This is a genomic window from Sphingomonas natans, from assembly GCF_030546695.1.
Taxonomy (GTDB): domain Bacteria; phylum Pseudomonadota; class Alphaproteobacteria; order Sphingomonadales; family Sphingomonadaceae; genus Sphingomonas_I; species Sphingomonas_I natans.
Map to the genome: position 1 here is coordinate 1 of NZ_JAUOTP010000005.1, position 18,464 is coordinate 18,464.

The window sequence follows — 18,464 nt, forward strand, 5'->3', positions numbered from 1 at the left end:
CCCGGCGGCGGCGGTGGTCGCGGCCCGGGTGGCGGCGGCTTCGGCGGTCCGGGTGGCGGCTTCGGCGGCCCGCGCGGCGGTGGCCAGGCGGGCGGCCGCATCCAGGTCGCGCTCTATCACACCTGGCATTTTCAGGACGAGGTGCTGATCCGGCCGGGCCTGCCCGTGCTCGATCGTCTCAAGGGCGACGCGACCGGTTCGGGCGGCGGCAGCCCGCGCCACGAGCTGGAAGGCCAGCTCGGCTATTCGAACGGCGGCCTCGGCGTGCGCCTGTCGGGCAATTGGCAGAGCGCGACGACCTCGAACGCCTCGGTCGGCAGCACGCTCGGCGATCTGCGCTTCTCGGATCTGACGACCTTCGATCTGCGCGTCTTCGCCGATCTCGGCCAGATGCCCGCCTTCATCGGCAAGGGCTGGGCGCGCAACGTCCGCCTCACGTTCGGCGTGACCAACATCTTCAACCAGCGCCAGGACGTGCGCGATGCGAACGGCGACACGCCCGTCCGCTACCAGCCCGCTTATCTGGATCCGCTCGGTCGCTCGGTCCGCATCGGCTTCCGCAAGCTCTTCGCGCCCGTGCCGCCGCGCGGGCCGTTCCAGCCGGGCCAGCGGCCGAGAAACTAGGCGGCAAACAGGCCTTTCACGCCCGCCATCGGGCCTGGACGAAGCGCGCAATCTCTTCGCTCAGCTCGCGATCTTCGGCCGTTCCGCCCATGAAGCCGCCATGCGGCATCGCCTCGAAGACGTGCAGCTCCGCCTGCCCGCCTGCCCGTCGCAACGCGCGATGCAGACGAACCGTGTTCGACAGGAAGAGATCGCGGGTGCCCGTCTGCAGGAAGGTGGCGGGCAGGCCCGCCAGATCGCCGAAGAGCGGCGACAGATACGGGTCTGCGAGATCCGCCCCGTTTGCGTAGAGCAGATGGTTCGCCATGAGCGATCCGGGCAGCACCACGTCCACCATCCGGTTCACTTCGAAACTGTCGCCGGATTCGGTCAGATCCACTTGCGGGGAAAGCAGGACGAGCGCGGCCGGCAACGGCAGGCCTTCGTCCCGCGCTCTCAGCGCCATCGCCAGCGCAAGATTGCCGCCCGCCGATCGGCCGCCGATGACGATGTCAGACGGGTGATGGCGCTCCAGCACGTAGCGATAGGCGGCCAGGCAATCGTCGAGGGCAGCGGGATAGGGATCCTCGGGCGGCATGCGATAGTCGATGCCGTAACAGAGCGTCCCATGCAGATCGGCCTGCATCTGCGCACCGACGCGGCACGCATCTTCGCCGCCGAACACGAGGGCGCCGCCGTGCAGGTCGATGAACGCGCGCTCCGGCCAGAACGCGCCATGCGGCGTCGCGATATGGACGACAGCGTCGCCGATCCGGATCGTCTCGACGGTGGAGCGCAGCCGGCCCGCAAGCGCCGCCACCGCGGCCGCATAATTCGCATCGGCCGCGGCTTTCAGGCGCATCCAGGCGTCACGATCGTCCGGCGCCGGCATCGTGTAGAGCGCGTTGAGCGGGATGCCGTCCTCGCCCACCAGCCGCTCCAGCGCGGCCCGCGCCTCCGCGCTGATCGAGCTCGGGAAAGGCACCGTTCGTTCGCCCAACACGACGCCACGCTTCCGATCGTCCATTCGCCCACCCAACTCCGTTGCCGCGCCGATCGCTTAGCAGAACGCGATCGCCATCTGCCGGTGATATTCCGCCACTGGGCGACTTAGCGGCGGAACGGGGTTGCGGCAGGACGGCCGGCCCACGATGTTGCACCGCAATGAAAATCGAGCCTCTCCACGCGCCGCGCGTCGCGCATCATCCCGCCTTGGTCCATTTCGCGCTGGCGGTCGGCGGCTTCGCGATCGGGACGACCGAATTCGCGACGATGAGCCTCCTGCCCTATTTCGCGCGCGATCTGGGCATCGATGCGCCGACCGCGGGCAACGTCATCAGCGCTTATGCGCTGGGCGTCGTCGTCGGCGCGCCGACGATCGCGATCCTTGCCGCCAAGCTCTCGCGGCGAACCTTGCTGATCGGGCTGATGCTCGTCTTCGCCGTCGCCAACGGCCTCTCGGGCATCGCCCCCAATTATCACTGGATGCTGTTCTTCCGATTCCTGAGCGGCCTGCCGCACGGCGCCTATTTCGGCATCGCCGCGCTCGTCGCCGCCTCGCTCGTGCCGCCCGATCGGCGGACGATGGCGGTCAGCCGGGTCATGCTCGGCCTGACGATCGCGACCGTCGTCGGCGTGCCGCTCGCCAACATTCTCGGCCAGGTCGTCGGCTGGCGCTGGGGTTTCCTGCTCGTCGCGGCGCTCGCGCTGACGACGGCCCTGCTCGTCGCGATCTTCGCGGCGCGCGATGTCCCCGACGAGGCGGCGAGCCCCCTGCGCGAGCTCGGCGCGCTGCGCCGCCCGCAGGTCTGGCTGACGCTCGCGACGGGCGCGGTCGGCTTCGGCGGGCTGTTCGCGGTCTACACCTACCTCGCCGATACGATGCTTGAAGTGACCAAGGTCTCGCCCGCGATGATCCCCGTCGCGCTCGTCCTGTTCGGCACGGGCATGACCGCCGGGACGGCACTCGTCCCGCGCTTTGCCGATCGCGCGCTGATGCCCACCGCCGCCGTCCTCCTGCTCTGGTCGGCGGTCATGCTGCTGCTCTGGCCGCTCGCCGCCCCGCATCTGCCGACCTTGCTGCTCGCGGTCTTCGGGATCGGCTTCGGCGGCGCTTATGGCGTCGTGCTCCAGACCCGGCTGATGGACGTCGCCGGCGATGCGCAGGGCCTCGCCGCCTCGCTCCACCACTCCGCGTTCAACACCGCCAACGCGATCGGGCCGCTGCTCGGCGGCATGGCGATCCGTGCCGGTTTCGGCTGGACCTCGACCGGCTATGTCGGCTGCGCGCTCGCGCTCGGCGGACTCGCGATCTGGCTGGGCGCGTGGTGGCTGTCGCACAAGCCGCGGACCTAAACGCCCGTTCGTGCTGAGCTTGTCGAAGCACCGTCCTTGATCTTCGGCCGGAGCCGAGAAGCAAGAACGGCCCTTCGACGGGCTCAGGGCAAACGGTCGAGGGGGATCACTCGACCGTCACGCTCTTCGCCAGATTGCGCGGCTGATCCACGTCCGTCCCCTTGGCGACGGCGACATGATAAGCGAGCAGCTGGATCGGCACCGCATAGACGAGCGGCGCGATCAGCGGGTGGACCTTCGGCATCGTGATCGTCGCGGCGCAGCCCTCGCCCGCCGCCCGCACCCCGTCATAGTCCGAGATCAGCACGACCTTGCCGCCGCGCGCCTGCACCTCCTGCATGTTCGAGACGGTCTTCTCGAACAGCGGACCCGAAGGGGCGATGACGATGATCGGCACGCTGTCGTCGACGAGCGCGATCGGCCCGTGCTTCATCTCGCCGGCGGCATAGCCCTCGGCGTGGATGTAGCTGATCTCCTTCAGCTTCAGCGCGCCTTCCATCGCCAGCGGATAATCGGGCCCGCGCCCGAGATAGAGCACGTCGCGCGCGACCGCGACGACCCCCGCCATCTCCTGGATTGTCTCGTCATAAGCGAGCGCGCCGTTGAGCGAGGCCGGCGCCTCGGACAGATGCCGCACGATCTCGCGCTCCTCGGCCGGGGTGAGGCGCCCTTTGGCCTTGGCGAGGTTCGCCGCCAGCGCCGCCAGCACCGCGAGCTGGCAGGTGAAGGCCTTGGTCGAGGCGACGCCGATCTCCGGCCCGGCATGCGTCGGCAACAACAGATCCGCCTCGCGCGCCATCGTCGAGGTCGGCACATTGACGACGACGGCGATCTTCTGTCCCTCGGAGCGCGCGTGGCGGAGCGCCGCCAGCGTGTCCGCGGTCTCGCCCGACTGGCTGATGAAGAGCGCGAGTCCGCCCTCCTCCAGCACCGGCGCGCGATAGCGGAACTCGCTCGCGACATCGATGTCGACCGGCACGCGCGCGAATTGCTCGAACCAATATTTGGCGACCATCCCGGCATAGAAGCTCGTCCCGCAGGCGACGATCGTCACGCGGCGGACCGAGGCGAGATCGAAATCCTCGACCGGCAGGGGCGCGAGCTCGCCCTCCAGCCGGCGCAGGTAGGTCCGCAGCGTCTGCGCGACGACGATCGGCTGCTCGTAAATCTCCTTCAGCATGTAGTGGCGATGATTGCCCTTCGAGACGGCGATGTCGGTCGCGCCCGAGGCGACGATCGGCCGCTCGACCGGCACATCGTTTCTGTCGAAGACCTGCGCACCGTCGCGCGTGATGACGACCCAGTCTCCCTCCTCCAGATAGGAGATGCGCTGGGTCAGCGGGGCCAGCGCCAGCGCGTCGGAGCCGAGATAGGTCTCGCCCTCGCCATAGCCGACGACGAGCGGCGATCCGAGCCGCGCGCCGATCAGCAGATCGGGATGCTGGCGGAACAGGATCGCGAGCGCGAAGGCGCCGTGCAGCCGCTTGAGCACCGCCGAGACGGCCGCCGCCGGCTCGTCGCCCGCCTCGATCCGCTCGGAGACGAGATGCGCGACCACCTCGGTGTCGGTCTGCGAGGTGAAGGTGCGGCCGCGCGCCTGCAATTCCTCGCGCAGCGACTTGAAATTCTCGATGATGCCGTTGTGGACGACCGCGACTTCCTCGGTCGCGTGCGGGTGCGCATTGTCCTGCGTCGGCGCGCCGTGCGTCGCCCAGCGCGTGTGCGCGATCCCTGTCGTGCCCGCGAGCGGCTGCTCCTTCAGGACGGCGGCGAGATTGTCGAGCTTGCCCGGCGCGCGGCGGCGATCGATCCGCCCGTCATGATCGGTGGCGATGCCCGCCGAATCATAGCCGCGATATTCGAGCCGCCTCAGCCCCTCCAGCAGCCGGCTGCAGACCTGATCCTTGCCGACGATCCCGATGATTCCGCACATGCTGTTTCATGTCCCAAAACGTGATGCGCAGGCCCAAGGCGCGCACCCGGTTTACACGAAGCTGAACGCCGCGCACCCTGCCCAGCTATCCATTCGTCCAACGACCGATCCCACGCTCCGTTCGTCCTGAGCGAAGTCGAAGGACGTGCCGGAAAGCGGCGTGCCTGGAGCCACTGCTCCGACCTCGCTCGTCACGAACGGGCGCCCCTCACCGTCGCCCTTCGCGCGGAGCCGTTTCTGTGGCATAGGGGGCAATCGCGAGCTGCGGGATGCGCTCGTTCCCCCGCGCTTGCCGCGTCTTTTCGACGCGCTCCATCTTCAGGACGACCATGACATTTCCTTCTCTTCCGCCGCTTCTCGGCGAGGCGCTCGCCGCGCGTGGCTATGAATCACCCACCCCGGTCCAGGCCGCCGTGCTCGAGCCAGAGGCGATCGGCCGCGATCTGATCGTCTCGGCTCAGACCGGCTCGGGCAAGACCGTCGCCTTCGGCCTCGCCTTCGCCGATCAGCTGCTCGTCGATGGCCAGCTGCCCCCGCCGCAGAAGCCGCTCGCGCTGGTGATCGCGCCGACGCGCGAGCTCGCGCTGCAGGTCAGCCGCGAGCTGATGTGGCTCTATGGCGCCGCCCGCGCGCGCGTCGCGACCTGCGTCGGCGGCATGGACGCCTCCAAGGAGCGTCGCTCGCTTAGCCACGGCGCGCATATCGTCGTCGGCACGCCCGGGCGCCTGCGCGACCATATCGAGCGCGGCGCGCTCGATCTCTCCGGGCTGCGCGTCGCCGTTCTCGACGAGGCCGACGAGATGCTCGACATGGGCTTCCGCGACGATCTGGAGGGGATTCTCGACGCGACCCCGTCCGAGCGCCGCACATTGCTGTTCTCGGCGACGATGGCCAAGCCGATCGTCGCGCTCGCGCGCCGCTATCAGCGCGATGCGTTGCGCATCTCCACGGTCGGCGAGGATCGCGGTCATGGCGACATCGCCTACAAGGCGGTGACCGTCTCGCCGTCCGACATCGAACATGCCGTCATAAACCTGCTGCGCTTCTACGAAGCCGAGACGGCGATGCTGTTCTGCGCGACGCGCGACAATGTCCGCCACCTCCACGCGACGCTCGTCGAGCGCGGCTTTTCGGCGGTGGCGCTGTCGGGCGAGCATAGCCAATCCGAGCGCAACCATGCGCTGCAGGCCCTGCGCGATCGCCGCGCGCGCGTCTGCGTCGCCACCGACGTCGCCTCGCGCGGCATCGATCTGCCCTCGCTCAGCCTCGTCATCCATGTCGAGCTGCCGCGCGATGCCGAGACGCTCCAGCACCGTTCGGGCCGCACCGGCCGCGCGGGCAAGAAGGGCACCGCCGTCCTGATCGTCCCCTATCCGCGCCGTCGCCGGGTCGAGATGGTCCTGAAGGGCGCGCGCATCAACGCCGAATGGATCGAGGCGCCGACGCCCGAGGACATCCGCAAGAACGATCATGAGCGGCTGATCGCGACCCTGCTCGAGCCGGTCGAATATGACGACGAGGATCGCGCGCTCGGCGCCCGCCTGATGACCGAGAAGTCGCCCGAGGACATCGCCGCTGCGCTCGTGCGCATGCACCGCGCGTCGATGCCGCAGCCCGAGGAGCTGATCGAGAACAGCCCGCAGGCGCGCCAGGCCGCGCAGGTCGAGCGCCACCGCCCCGGCTTCGACGATACCGTCTGGTTCCGGATGGATATCGGTCGCCGCCAAAATGCCGATCCGCGCTGGATCCTGCCGGTCATCTGCCGTCGCGGGCACATCACGAAGAACGAGGTCGGCGCGATCCGCATCCTGCCGGGCGAGACCTGGTTCCAGGTCCCCAACGCCATCGCCGCCAAGTTCGCCGCCGCGCTGGCGCGTACCGCCGATCCGCAGGGCGAGGACGAGAACGGCATTCGCATCGAGCGCGCGCCGGGCGAGCCGCCCGCGGTCGGCCGCCGCGCGCCCGGCAACGATGCCGGCCCGCGCCCGAACCACGGGCGTCCCGATCGTGCCCCGCATCGCGGCCGCCGCCCGGCCTGATCGCCGTCGCACGCGACTCGGCGCCCGGATTTCGGCGCTGTCCGGGTCGCGGACGCCGGCATTTGCGCGGGCTGACAAAATGTGAAGCGGCGCGGTTTGCGATTTTCGTCGGAAATCCGCGCCGCGCGCTTCAGCACCGCGATTGCACGCCGCTTTATTATTGATTTCTAAGGATTTGCAGAGAGATATCGCGCGGGGACGCGCTCGCCCTTCGATCGATCCGGGCGATCCCAGGTGAGGCCGATCCGACGATTTATCGTCGTGCGGCCGGCGCATGCGGGGGTGGTATCGTGGCTGGGGCGAATGTCAGGCGTTTGAAAGGGGCGCATGGCGTCCCGCCCGACGAGATGCCAGTGTCGGGTTCGCCGGGCGAGCTCGTGGCGGAGCTGAGTGCGGCGCTGACCTACCGGCCGCAGCCGGCTCTCGACGAGCCGCGCGGCCGCGCACCTTCCCCGAACCTCAACGGCATCCTCAGCTACGCGCGGATCGGCGTCATGCATCGGGATCTCGATCGCCGGGTACTGATGGTCAACGACCATTATTGCCAGCTGGTCGGCCTTACCGCGGACGAGATTGACGGCCGGTCGATGGAGAGCCTGACGCATCCCGACGATTGGGCGTCGAGCTCGCATATCTTCCATACGCAGCTGGCGCGGGCCGAACCGTTCCATATCGAGAAGCGATATGTCCGCCCGAACGGCTCGTCCGTCTGGTGCGCCGAGGACGTCTCTTTCCTGCGCGACGATCAGGGTCGCGCGATTTCGATCATCACCGTCGCGCAGGACATTACCGCCCGCCGCGCGGCGGAGATGGAGGTGCGCGAGAGCGAGGAACATTATCGCCATACCGTCGAACTCGCGCCGCAGATCAGCTGGACGGCGACCCCATCCGGCATGGTCGAGGAGGTCAGCCCGCGCTGGGCCGAGGCGACGGGCACCGATCCGGTCGCCGCGCTCGGCAGCGGCTGGATCGATCGCCTCCATCTGGACGATGTGCCGCTTGCGCTCGCGGCCTGGGGAAAGGCGCTCGTCGCGGGGACGGCGGTCGATGTCGAATATCGCCTGCAGACGGTGGGCGGCCATTATCGCTGGTTCCGCGCCCGCGCCACCGCACGGCGCGACGAAGAAGGGGCGATCGTCCGCTGGTACGGGACGCTCGAGGATATCCACGATCGCTGGCTGGCCGAGGAAGCCGTGCGCGAGAGCGAGGAGCGGTTCAGGCTTGCGGCGCAGGCCGCGGGCCTCGGCGTCTGGGACTATGACGCGACCCGCGATCGCCGCGAATGGTCGCGCGAACTGAAGCTCATGTTCGGGCTGGGCGACGATGCGCCGGCCGAACTGGAAACCGCACTGACCCTGGTCATCCCCGAGGATCGCCACCTGCTCCTGAACCTGATCCAGGCCGCGGATGCGGGCGACGGCGATCATCGCTTCGATGCGACCATCCGGATCCGCCGTGCCGACACGGACGCGCTGCGCTGGATGCGCACGAGCGGCTGGCGCATCCAGGCGCCGTCGGGCCGGCTCGATCGCATCCTCGTCACCGTCCGCGACGTGACCGACGAGCGCACCGCCGAAGAGCGGATCCGCTGGACCGCGACACACGATGCGCTCACCGAACTTCCCAATCGCGGCGCCTTTTCCGATCAGCTCGAGATGGCGATCAGCATGGCGCATGCGGGCGATAGCGCGCTCGCCTTGGTGCTGTTCGATGTCGATCACCTGAAGGCGACCAACGACACGATCGGTCACGATGCCGGCGATCTCCTGCTCTGGACCTTCGCCCGGCGTCTGCGCGAGACGCTGCCGCAGGGAAGCATGCTCGGCCGTCTCGGCGGCGATGAATTCGCGGCGCTCGTCTATGATCCGGATCCGGACCTCGTCGCCGACCAGATCGCGGCGGCGCTCAAGTCGCTCCACGATCCCTTCACCTATGACGGCCACACGCTGGATTGCGCCGCGACCGCCGGCGTCGCGATGTTCCCGGCCCACGGCGGCGCGGCGACCGATCTGCTGAAGGCGGCGGATATCGCGCTCTATGCCGGCAAGGCGAATGCGCGCGGCGGCCTCTCGATCTTCCGCTCGGAAATGCGCGGCGATCTCCAGCGGCGCTCGTCGATGCTGGGGCTGGCGCGCGTCGTCGCGCGCGAGGATCGCATCGTCCCGCATTACCAACCGAAAATCTCGCTGGCGGATGGCCGGATCACCGGCTTCGAGGCGCTCCTGCGCTGGCGGCACGACACCAACGGGATCCAGATGCCCTCGACCGTCGCGGCCGCGTTCGACGATTATGATCTGGCGATGCAGCTCGGCGAGCGCATGCTGGAATGCCTGATGCGCGACATGCGCAGCTGGCTCGATCGCGGCGTCGATTTCGGCAGCATCGCCTTCAACCTCTCGCCCGCCGAATTCCGGCACGAAAATCTCGTGCCCCGGATCATGGGCAAGCTCGCTTTGGCCGGCATTCCGCCGTCCTGCTTCGAGCTGGAAGTGACCGAGACGGTGTTCCTCGGCCGCAGCGCCGGCGAGGTCGGCCAGACATTGGACGCCTTCCATCGCGAGGGCATCCGCATCGCGCTCGACGATTTCGGGACCGGCTTCGCCTCGCTCACGCACCTCCAGGCCTTCCCGGTCGACGTGATCAAGATCGACCGGAGCTTCGTCGGCAATCTCAGCGAGGGATCGGGCAACGCCGCGATCGTCGATGCCGTCGTCGGGCTCGGTCAGAGGCTCGGCATGGAAGTCGTCGCCGAAGGCGTCGAGACGCCCGAACAGGCGGCCTATCTGCTCCGGCAGGGCTGCGGCTATGCGCAGGGCTATCTGTTCGGCAAGGCGATGCCGGCCGACGATGCCGAGCGGCTGCTGCGCCATCCCGGCGGCATGCGCTTCGAGGTTCCGGGGCAGATCGGCCGCAGCTGAGCGCCCATCACTTCGAGCAGCGCTGCTCCTTCTTGCGCGCCCGGAAGCGCGCCGCCCAGCCAGGCCTGTCCTCCTGCACGCCGCGCGCCACCGCGAGCGCATCCGCCGCGACGTCGCGCGTCACGACCGATCCCGCCGCCACGATCGCGCCCGCGCCGATCGAGACCGGCGCCACCAGCGCGCTGTTCGATCCGATGAACGCGCCTTCGCCGATCCGCGTCAGGCTCTTGTCGTAGCCGTCATAATTGCAGGTGATCGTGCCCGCGCCGATATTGGTGCCCGCGCCGATATCGGCATCGCCCAGATAGGTCAGGTGATTGGCCTTCGCGCCCTTGCCGAGCCGCGCTTTCTTGAGCTCCACGAAATTGCCGACATGCGCCTCCTCGCCCACCTCCGCGCCGGGCCGCAGCCGCGCATAAGGCCCGACGATCGCACCACGCGCGACGCTCGCGCCCTCGATATGACTGAAGGCATGGATCCTGACGCCGTCCGCGATCGTCACGCCGGGGCCGAACACCACATTCTGCGCGATCGTCACGTCGCGGCCGACGATCGTGTCCCATGCGAACCACACCGTCTCGGGCGCGATCAGGCTCGCGCCGTCCGCCATCGCCCGCGCGCGGCGCCGCTGCTGCCAGATCGCCTCGACCGTGGCGAGTTCGGCGCGGCTGTTGACGCCCGCCACCTCGTCCGGATCCGCCTCGATCACCGCCGAGGCGCGGCCGTCCGCAGCCGCGAGCATGACGATGTCGGGCAGATAATATTCGCCGGCGGCATTGGCATTGCCGACGCGCGCCAGCAGCGGCCACAGATCGGCCGCGCGCGCCGCCATCAGCCCGGAATTGCACAAAGTCTCGGCACGTTCCTCGGGCGTCGCGTCCTTGTGCTCGACCATCTTCACGATCCGGTCGCCGTCGGCGACGATCCGGCCGTAGCTGAGCGTATCGGCAGGGCGGAAGCCGAGCACCACGATGGCCGGGCGATCCGCCGCGTTCAGCCGCGCGATCATCCGCGCCATCGTCTCCTCGGCGACGAGCGGCACGTCGCCATAGAGGATCAGCACGTCGCCCGCGAAGCCGGCAAGCGCCGCCTCGGCTTGCTGCACGGCATGCGCGGTGCCCAGCTGATCGGCCTGCACCGCCACCGCGAGCCCCAGCGGCGCGGCGAAGCCTTCCACCTGCTCGCGCCCCGCGCCGGCGACGATCACCGTGCGCTCGGCGCCGAGGCTCGCGACCGCGTCGGTCAAATGCCCCAGCATCGGCTTGCCCGCGATCGGATGCAGCACCTTGTGGAGATCGGACTTCATCCGCGTGCCCTTGCCCGCGGCAAGGATGATGGCGGCAAGCGGCGGTCGCGTTTCGGTCATGGCGCGCACCTCTGCCATGTTCCGCTTGCACGCGCCACAGGCTGCGCCTTAGGCGGGGCCATGGCAGCCTTCCCCTTCGACGTCGTCGCCTTCGATCTGGACGGCACGCTCGCCGACACCGCCCCCGATCTCACCGCCGCGCTCAATCACACGCTGGAGCAGCTCGGCTATCCCGTGGTTCCGGCCGGGGATGTGCGCCACATGGTCGGCCACGGCGCGAAGGCCCTGCTCCGCCAGGGCCTCGCCGCAGGCGGCCGGTCGGACGAGGCGCTGGTCGAACGCGGCTTCCCGATCTTCCTCGACTATTACGAAGCGCATATCGCCGACGAGAGCTTCGCCTTCCCCGGCTGCGAAGCCGCGCTCGACGAGCTGGCCGCGCGCGGCGTGATCCTCGCCATCTGCACCAACAAGCTGGAGGCCCTCGCGTGGCGCTTCGTGGACGCGATCGGCTGGAACCGTCGTTTCCCTGTCATCATCGGCGGCGATACGGTGGGGGTGAGCAAACCCGATCCCGCCCCCCTCCTCGCCACGATCGCGCGCGCCGGCGGCGGCCGCGCCGCCTTCGTCGGCGACAGCATCACCGACACGACCACCGCACGCGCCGCCGCGATTCCCTGCATCGCGCTGAGCTTCGGCTTCCACGATCGCCCCCCGGCCGAACTCGGCGCGGATCTGCTGATCGATCATTATGACGAGCTGATCCCTGCGCTGGAGCGGCTGGCCGGCTGATGGCGCGCTGGCCCGAACTGATCGGCAGGCGCCGCGCCGCTAGGAACGAGTCCGCCGACGCGCTCCCCCCCGGTGCCGCCGCCAGCGATGCCGCCGTGCTGCTCGATGTCTTTCCCGAGCCGCTGCTTCTGCTGGACGGCGTCATCGTGCTCGTCGCCAACGATGCCGCGCGCCAGCTGTTCGGCGCCTATCTCGATGGCGAGGATGTCCGCCTCGCCATTCGCCATCCGCAGGCGACCGCCTTGCTCTCGGGCACGCGCGAGGGGCCGGTCGCGATCGGCGGCCTCGGCAATCCCGATCGCCGCTGGGAGATGGCCGTCACCACGCTCGCCGATGGCCGCCGTCTCGTCCGCCTCGAGGACCGCAGCTCCGCGCAGGCGGGCGAGCGGATGCGGACCGATTTCGTCGCCAATGCCAGCCACGAGCTGCGCACGCCGCTCTCGGCCCTGATCGGCTTCATCGAGACGCTGGAGGACGCCAACGGCGCCGACGAAGGCCCGATCCGCGCGCGCTTCCTCGGCATCATGGGGACCGAGGCGCGGCGCATGCAGCATCTGATCGACGATCTGATGTCGCTCTCGCGGATCGAGGCGGACCGCTTCGTCGCGCCGCGCGACGCAATCGATCTCGCCGCGCTCGCCCGCATCGCCTGCGCCGAGATCGAGGGCGGCGGCAAGGCCGGCGGCCGCATTCGCTGCACGCTGGAAGCGCCGCAGGCGATGGTCCATGGCGATCGCGCGCAGCTGCTCCAGCTGCTTCACAACGTCATCGGCAACGCGCTCAAATATGGCCGGCCGGGCAGCGAAGTCGCGGTCTCGGTCGCCACCGCCGACGGCAACGTGATCGTCGCCGTGCGCGACGAGGGCGAAGGCATCCCCGCCGAGCTGATCCCGCGCCTCACCGAGCGCTTCTACCGAGTCGATCCCGGCCGCAGCCGCTCGCTCGGCGGCACCGGCCTCGGCCTCGCCATCGTCAAGCATGTCGTAGAGCGGCACCGCGGCCGCCTCGACATCACCAGCGTCGTCGGCACCGGCACGACGCTGACCGTCACATTGCCGCTCGCCCTCATCCCCTGAGGCGCCAAAGTCGTGTAACATCACTGTCGTGAAGCGCAGCTAGGCGCAACAGGGCGGAAAATGGCAATGGCGACCGGACATATCCTGAAATCCTTCGATGAGGATCTCGCCGAACTCCGCGCGCTCGTCGCGCAGATGGGCGGGCTTGCCGAAGAGGCGATCGACGGCGCCATCGCCGCCCTGGCCAATCGCGACACCGAAGCCGCCGCCGCGATCGTCGAGGGCGATCGCACGCTCGATAGGCTGGAGGCCGAGCTGGAGCGTCAGGTCGTCCGCCTGATCGCGCTGCGCGCGCCGCTGGCCGACGACCTGCGCGAGATCCTCGCCGCGCTCAAGATCGCCGGCGTGATCGAGCGGATCGGCGATTATGCCAAGAACATCGCCAAGCGCGTACCGCTCCTGCTCGACAGCCGCGGCATTGAGCCGCTCTCGATCCTGCCGGCGATGGCCCGCGCCACCGCCGAGATGGTCCATGACGCGCTCGACGCCTTCGCGGCGCGCGATCCGGACGCCGCGCTCAAGGTCTGCGCGCAGGACCGGGTCGTCGACGATTTCTACAACAGCCTGTTCCGCGCGCTGCTGACCTACATGATGGAAAATCCGCACACGATCTCGGCATCGACGCACCTGCTGTTCATCGCCAAGAATCTCGAGCGGATCGGCGATCATGCGACCAACATCGCCGAGATGGTCCATTTCGCCGCCACGGGGGAACAGGTGGCGGAACGCGGGCGTGGTGCGGACACATTGGCGCCGGTGGCGGCCTAAGGGGAACGGAATGACGACGGGGCACATCCTGCTGGTCGAGGACGACGCGGCACTCGCCGAGCTGATCGCATGGCATCTGGAGCGCGACGGCTATTCGGTCGAGCGTACCGGCGACGGGGACGAGGCGATGCTGCTCGCCAGCGAGCGTACGCCCGATCTCGTCCTGCTCGATTGGATGATCGAGAATGTCTCGGGCATCGAGGTCTGCCGCCGCCTGCGCCGCGCGCGCGAGACGCAGCGCGTGCCGATCATCATGCTGACCGCGCGCGGCGAGGAAGAGGATCGCATCCGCGGCCTCCAGACCGGCGCCGACGATTATGTGACCAAGCCCTTCTCCCCGCGCGAACTCGTCGCACGCGTCAGCGCCGTGCTCCGCCGCACCCGCCCGGCGCTCACCGGCGAGCGGCTCGAATATCGCGGCATCGAAATGGATCTCGCCAGCCACCGCGTCCGCCGCGACGGCGATACGGTGCCGCTCGGCCCCACCGAATTCCGCCTGCTCCGCCACTTCCTCGAACATCCCGGCCGCGTCTTCTCGCGCGAGCGGCTGCTGGACAGCGTGTGGGGCCGCGAAAGCGAGATCGAGCCGCGCACCGTCGACGTCCATATCCGCCGCCTGCGCAAGGCGATCAACCTGAACGACCGCCCCGATCTGATCCGCACCGTGCGCTCGGCGGGCTATGCGCTGGATGCCGAGGGCGTGGCTTAACCGTACCCGCGCTCCCTCACCGCTCATCCTGAGGAGGGACTGAGCGAAGTCGAAGGCCCGTCTCGAAGGACCCGCACTGTCTCGACCGTCCTTCGAGACGCCACTTCGCCAAGCTCAGTGGCTCCTCAGGATGAGCGGAGTGTGAGAACGAGCCGAACCCAAGCTGTATTGTCCAAACAACATAGCCCCGCCATCGCTCCCGCAAGGGGAGTCCATCTATTACCAAGCGGTATCGGAGCCGCCGCCGCATCCGGCGCGCCGAGCTCGGTGTCGCCTTCAGCCGACGCTCGAAAAATCCTTTTGCAATGTAGGATTTGGCCTGACACTTGGTTTGTCCGCCCCAGCGCAAGGAGCCGGACGCCATGACCCGAGACGATCCCCGCACGACACGCACAAGGCAGAGGCAGGCCCGCGTTAATCGCACCGCCCCGCTCCCGAAATTACTTCTGCCGCCGGTGATCCGACCGCGCAGGAGCCCGGGTGGGGGGTGACGTAGTGTCAACTTTGTCAACTTCCGATCCGGACTCGCGGCCAGCAGCAGGCTCCGGAACGGTCCGCATAGGCGCTAGAGCCAGGCCCGCTCCTTGGCCATTCCCGCCTCGAACGTATCGATATCGTTCGCGCCAGCCAGCGTCAGGCCGATCTCGTCGAGCCCCTTCATCAGGCAGTTGCGGCGGAACGGGTCCATGCGGAATTCGAACCGGTCCTGGAAGGGCGTTGTGACCGACTGGGTCTCGAGATCGACGGTGACGGGATCGCTCTTCGCCACCTCGATCAGGCGGTCGATCGCCTCCTGCGGCAGCACGATCGTCGCGATGCCGTTCTTGAAGGCGTTGCCCGAGAAGATGTCCGAGAAGGACGGCGCCAGCACCGCCTTGATGCCGAGATCGCCGAGCGCCCAGGCGGCATGTTCGCGGCTCGATCCGCAGCCGAAATTGTCGCCCGCGATCAGGATCGGCGCGCCCGCATATTCGGGATCGTCGAACACGTTGCCCGGCTCCGCCCGGATCGTCTCGAACGCGCCTTTGCCCAGGCCCGTGCGCGTGATCGTCTTCAGATAATGGGCGGGGATGATGACGTCGGTATCCACGTTCTTGAGGCCCAAGGGATAGGCCCGGCCCTCGATCTCGGTCAGCGGCTGCATCGCTCTACTCCATCTCCCTCGCCGCTCATCCTGAGGAGGGACTGAGCTTGGCGAAGGCCCGTCTCGAAGGATCCTTCGAGACGCCACTTCGACGGGCTCAGTGGCTCCTCAGGAGGAGCGGAGCAAGAGCGAAGTGGGCCCGATCAGTGAACGAAGCGCGCCACTACGTCGCGATAGGAGCGGCTCACCTTCACCCGCGCACCGCTGTCGAGCACGAGGAAGCATTCGCCATTGGTATGCGGCTTCACCTGCTTGACCAGATCGAGATTGACGATCGTCGAGCGGTGGATGCGCTGGAAGCGGCGCGGATCGAGCCGGCGCTCGAGATCCTTCATCGTCTCGCGCAGGATCAGCGTGTTGTCGCCCGTGTGGATGCACATATAATCGCCGGCGGCATCGATCCGCTCGATCGTATCGACGTCGACGCGGAAGATCTGCCCGCGATCCTTGATGTTGATGAGCTTCTCGTAGCGGTTCGACGCCATCTGCTCGGCGCTGTCGGGCAGCGCCTCGTGCGCCTCGGGCGCATGCTCGGCGATGACTTCCTTCAGCTGCACCACCTCCTCGGCGGCGCGCTTTTCGGCGAGGCGCTGGCGCACCCGCTCCAGCGTGTCGGCGAGGCGATCCGTGTCCACCGGCTTCATCAGATAATCGACCGCGCCCGCCTCGAAGCCCTTCAGCGCATGATCCGAATAGGCCGTCACGAACACGAACAGCGGCGGCTCGACCTCGGCCAGCCCCGACACGACCGAAAATCCGTCGAAGCCCGGCATCTGGATGTCGAGGAAGACGAGGTCCGGCTTCTGCGTCTTGATCGCGCGGATCGCCTCGCGGCCGTTCGTGCAGGTCTCGACGATCTCGACATCTTCGTGCGGCTCGAGGCGGAGCTGCAGCCCCTGGATCGCCAGCGATTCGTCGTCGACGAGGATCGTGCGGATGGTCATGCGTCGGAAGTCCTCAGTTCATGCGGCCTGATAGGGGATTTCGATGGCGACGGCGAAGCCGCTTTCCCCGGCCTGGATGTCGAAACGATGGTCTGCCCCATAGGCCTGGGCCAGCCGATCCCTGATATTCGCCAGACCGACGCCGGTGGACACGGTCGCCCGCGCCATGGCCTCGGTCAGGTTCGATCCTGGACCGGTGTCGCTGACTTCAATGTGAACGCGGTTGCCGATCCGTTTGGCCGAAATCGTGATGTCGGCCCCGTCCTCCTGCGGCGTCACCGCATATTTCACGGCATTTTCCACGAGCGGCTGCAGCAGCAGCGAGGGCATCTTTGCCTCGGCCACCGCGGGATCGATCTCGAATTCGGTGCGCAGCCGCTCCTCGAATCGCATCTTCTCGATGTCGAGATACAGTTTCAGCGTCGCCACCTCCTGCGCCACCGTCATCGCCCCCTCGGGCTCGCTGACCAACGTGTAGCGCAGGAACGAGGACAGCCGCGACAGCATCGCGTTGGCGCGATCGGTCTGCTTGAGCAGCACGAGCGTCGAGATCGAATTGAGCGTGTTGAACAGGAAATGCGGGTTGAGCTGGTAGCGCAGCATCGCCAGCTGCGCCGAGCTCGCCTGCGCCTCCAGCCGCAGCAATTGCTCGCGCTGGTCCTCGGCGACGAGGTAGAAGTTGATCCCGTAATACAGCGCGGACCAGGCGCCGAGCACCGAGAAGTCGAGCAGGATCGCCGACAGATACTGAATCCCCTCGGGCATCGCCCCGGTTCGGTAGAATGTCGCATGCGCCCAGGTCTCGATCGACGAGAAAGCCGCCGAGGCCAGCAGCAGGATCAGGATCGAGACCGGCCAGGTGATCGCCGCCGATTGCCGGAACAGCCGACGATAGGCCGCCGACATGAGCAGGGTCAGCGAGTAGCCCGTCGCCGTCGTCAGCGCGGTCGGCACGACGAACAGCCAGCCCATCGCATTGGCGATTCCGCCCAGCGCGCGCAGCATGAAATAACCCGACCAGCCGATCGTCTGGAAGGTCCAGAAGGCCCGGTTCTTGTCTTCGAAAAACGGACGGGAGCGGAGCAGCGGGAGCGGCATCTGGCCCTCGATTTAGCCCAACCGGGCGCAACCCGCCACCCACTGCGCCTTCGACGGCTGAACCGCAGCTAAACGACTGGTTTTCAGCCGGTTCATCCGAATCGCGCTATCAGGCGTTTCAGGATAAGTTCGGTTTCGCTCAGGATTGGAGATCGGTCATGCGTAAGCTTATAACGACCGCCGCAACGGCGCTGGCACTGGCCGGTACGCTCGTCGCCGCCGCAGCCCCCGCGGACGCGCAGCGCTATCGCGGGCGCGGCTATGGCTACGGTTATCATCGCGGCGGCGGCTCGGGCGCCGCGATCGCCGCGGGCATCCTCGGGCTGGGCGTCGGCGCAGCCGTCGCCTCGTCCAACCGTGGCTATTATGATCGCGGCTACGCGCCCGGCTATTATTACGCCCCGCCGCCCGCCGCTTATTATTACGCGCCGCCCCCGCCCCCGCCCGTTTATTACGGTTATCCGGCTTACGGGCGTTACGGCTGGTAGGTCCGGCTCTCGGGCGGCGACCCAATCGCCGCCCGTTTTTCTGCCGCGCCCCCTGTTTCGAAGCGCTGGCGCTTGACGATATCGGGCCACCCCGATAAGCGCGCCGTTCCGCTCGCACGGCCCCTTCGTCTAGCGGTTAGGACGTCGCCCTCTCACGGCGAAAACACGAGTTCGATTCTCGTAGGGGTCACCAGCGATGACGATATCCGACCGGGGGGTCCGGTTGATCGGATCCTCGACGCAGGTGCCGCAGACGGCCACTTCCTGATAGCGTCGGCGCTTTTCGCCCGATGA

At 68.1% G+C, this 18,464-nt stretch carries 15 protein-coding genes, 1 tRNA gene and 1 pseudogene; 10 read left to right on the forward strand and 7 right to left on the reverse strand.

From position 1 onward, the window contains the following. A pseudogene (locus Q4F19_RS11900) lies at positions 1 to 624 on the forward strand (TonB-dependent receptor); the annotation flags it as partial. Positions 625 to 640: 16 nt separating this feature from the next. On the opposite strand, the gene Q4F19_RS11905 reads toward Q4F19_RS11900, so the two are convergent. Continuing rightward, on the reverse strand, positions 641 to 1,630 hold the full coding sequence (locus Q4F19_RS11905) for an alpha/beta hydrolase (RefSeq protein WP_303542831.1): 990 nt from the start codon (positions 1,628 to 1,630) through the stop codon (positions 641 to 643). A 137-nt stretch (positions 1,631 to 1,767) separates the two neighbouring features. Here Q4F19_RS11905 and Q4F19_RS11910 point away from each other — a divergent pair, with 137 nt between their 5' ends. Further along, complete coding sequence (locus tag Q4F19_RS11910; protein ID WP_303542832.1) at positions 1,768 to 2,958, forward strand: MFS transporter; 1,191 nt, start codon at positions 1,768 to 1,770, stop codon at positions 2,956 to 2,958. 106 nt (positions 2,959 to 3,064) lie between these two features. Here Q4F19_RS11910 and glmS read toward each other — a convergent pair whose 3' ends face one another. Both glmS and Q4F19_RS11920 read right to left on the reverse strand, forming a co-directional pair. After that, positions 3,065 to 4,891: a glutamine--fructose-6-phosphate transaminase (isomerizing) gene (gene glmS, locus Q4F19_RS11915; RefSeq protein ID WP_303542833.1), complete on the reverse strand. Its 1,827-nt coding sequence runs from the start codon at positions 4,889 to 4,891 to the stop codon at positions 3,065 to 3,067. Positions 4,892 to 5,099: 208 nt separating this feature from the next. After that, on the reverse strand, positions 5,100 to 5,222 hold the full coding sequence (locus tag Q4F19_RS11920) for a hypothetical protein (protein WP_303542835.1): 123 nt from the start codon (positions 5,220 to 5,222) through the stop codon (positions 5,100 to 5,102). Between Q4F19_RS11920 and Q4F19_RS11925 the strand changes: the two genes are divergently transcribed. Together Q4F19_RS11925 and Q4F19_RS11930 are read left to right on the forward strand one after the other, a co-directional pair. Further along, positions 5,221 to 6,930, forward strand: a complete 1,710-nt coding sequence (locus Q4F19_RS11925; RefSeq protein WP_303542837.1) for a DEAD/DEAH box helicase — start codon at positions 5,221 to 5,223, stop codon at positions 6,928 to 6,930. The two genes, Q4F19_RS11920 and Q4F19_RS11925, sit on opposite strands and share 2 nt — an antisense overlap. 353 nt (positions 6,931 to 7,283) lie before the next feature. Next, positions 7,284 to 9,848, forward strand: coding sequence for a sensor domain-containing protein (locus Q4F19_RS11930; protein WP_303542839.1), 2,565 nt, complete (start codon positions 7,284 to 7,286; stop codon positions 9,846 to 9,848). A 7-nt stretch (positions 9,849 to 9,855) separates the two neighbouring features. Here the strand turns inward: Q4F19_RS11930 and glmU are convergent, their stop codons facing one another. Next, positions 9,856 to 11,214: a bifunctional UDP-N-acetylglucosamine diphosphorylase/glucosamine-1-phosphate N-acetyltransferase GlmU gene (glmU, locus tag Q4F19_RS11935; protein WP_303542840.1), complete on the reverse strand. Its 1,359-nt coding sequence runs from the start codon at positions 11,212 to 11,214 to the stop codon at positions 9,856 to 9,858. 60 nt (positions 11,215 to 11,274) lie between these two features. Here glmU and gph point away from each other — a divergent pair, with 60 nt between their 5' ends. From gph to phoB, 4 genes are all read left to right on the forward strand, one after another. Then, a complete protein-coding gene (gene gph / locus Q4F19_RS11940; RefSeq protein WP_303542843.1) occupies positions 11,275 to 11,943 on the forward strand; it encodes a phosphoglycolate phosphatase in 669 nt (222 codons plus the stop codon). Next, positions 11,943 to 13,019: an ATP-binding protein gene (locus Q4F19_RS11945; RefSeq protein ID WP_303542844.1), complete on the forward strand. Its 1,077-nt coding sequence runs from the start codon at positions 11,943 to 11,945 to the stop codon at positions 13,017 to 13,019. The genes gph and Q4F19_RS11945 overlap by 1 nt, the downstream gene beginning before the upstream one ends. A gap of 66 nt (positions 13,020 to 13,085) precedes the next feature. After that, positions 13,086 to 13,787, forward strand: coding sequence for a phosphate signaling complex protein PhoU (gene phoU / locus Q4F19_RS11950; RefSeq protein WP_303542845.1), 702 nt, complete (start codon positions 13,086 to 13,088; stop codon positions 13,785 to 13,787). Positions 13,788 to 13,797: 10 nt separating this feature from the next. Next, positions 13,798 to 14,496, forward strand: a complete 699-nt coding sequence (gene phoB, locus Q4F19_RS11955) for a phosphate regulon transcriptional regulator PhoB (RefSeq protein WP_303542847.1) — start codon at positions 13,798 to 13,800, stop codon at positions 14,494 to 14,496. 565 nt (positions 14,497 to 15,061) lie between these two features. Here phoB and leuD read toward each other — a convergent pair. From leuD to Q4F19_RS11970, 3 genes are all read right to left on the reverse strand, one after another. Then, positions 15,062 to 15,640, reverse strand: a complete 579-nt coding sequence (leuD, locus tag Q4F19_RS11960; RefSeq protein WP_303542848.1) for a 3-isopropylmalate dehydratase small subunit — start codon at positions 15,638 to 15,640, stop codon at positions 15,062 to 15,064. A 143-nt stretch (positions 15,641 to 15,783) separates the two neighbouring features. Continuing rightward, complete coding sequence (locus Q4F19_RS11965; protein ID WP_303542849.1) at positions 15,784 to 16,584, reverse strand: LytR/AlgR family response regulator transcription factor; 801 nt, start codon at positions 16,582 to 16,584, stop codon at positions 15,784 to 15,786. 18 nt (positions 16,585 to 16,602) lie between these two features. After that, positions 16,603 to 17,682, reverse strand: coding sequence for a sensor histidine kinase (locus Q4F19_RS11970; RefSeq protein ID WP_303542851.1), 1,080 nt, complete (start codon positions 17,680 to 17,682; stop codon positions 16,603 to 16,605). 158 nt (positions 17,683 to 17,840) lie between these two features. Between Q4F19_RS11970 and Q4F19_RS11975 the strand changes: the two genes are divergently transcribed. Both Q4F19_RS11975 and Q4F19_RS11980 read left to right on the forward strand, forming a co-directional pair. Further along, positions 17,841 to 18,170, forward strand: a complete 330-nt coding sequence (locus Q4F19_RS11975; protein WP_303542853.1) for a hypothetical protein — start codon at positions 17,841 to 17,843, stop codon at positions 18,168 to 18,170. A 118-nt stretch (positions 18,171 to 18,288) separates the two neighbouring features. After that, positions 18,289 to 18,363 (forward strand) — tRNA-Glu (locus Q4F19_RS11980). The last annotated feature ends 101 nt before the right edge of the window (positions 18,364 to 18,464 follow it).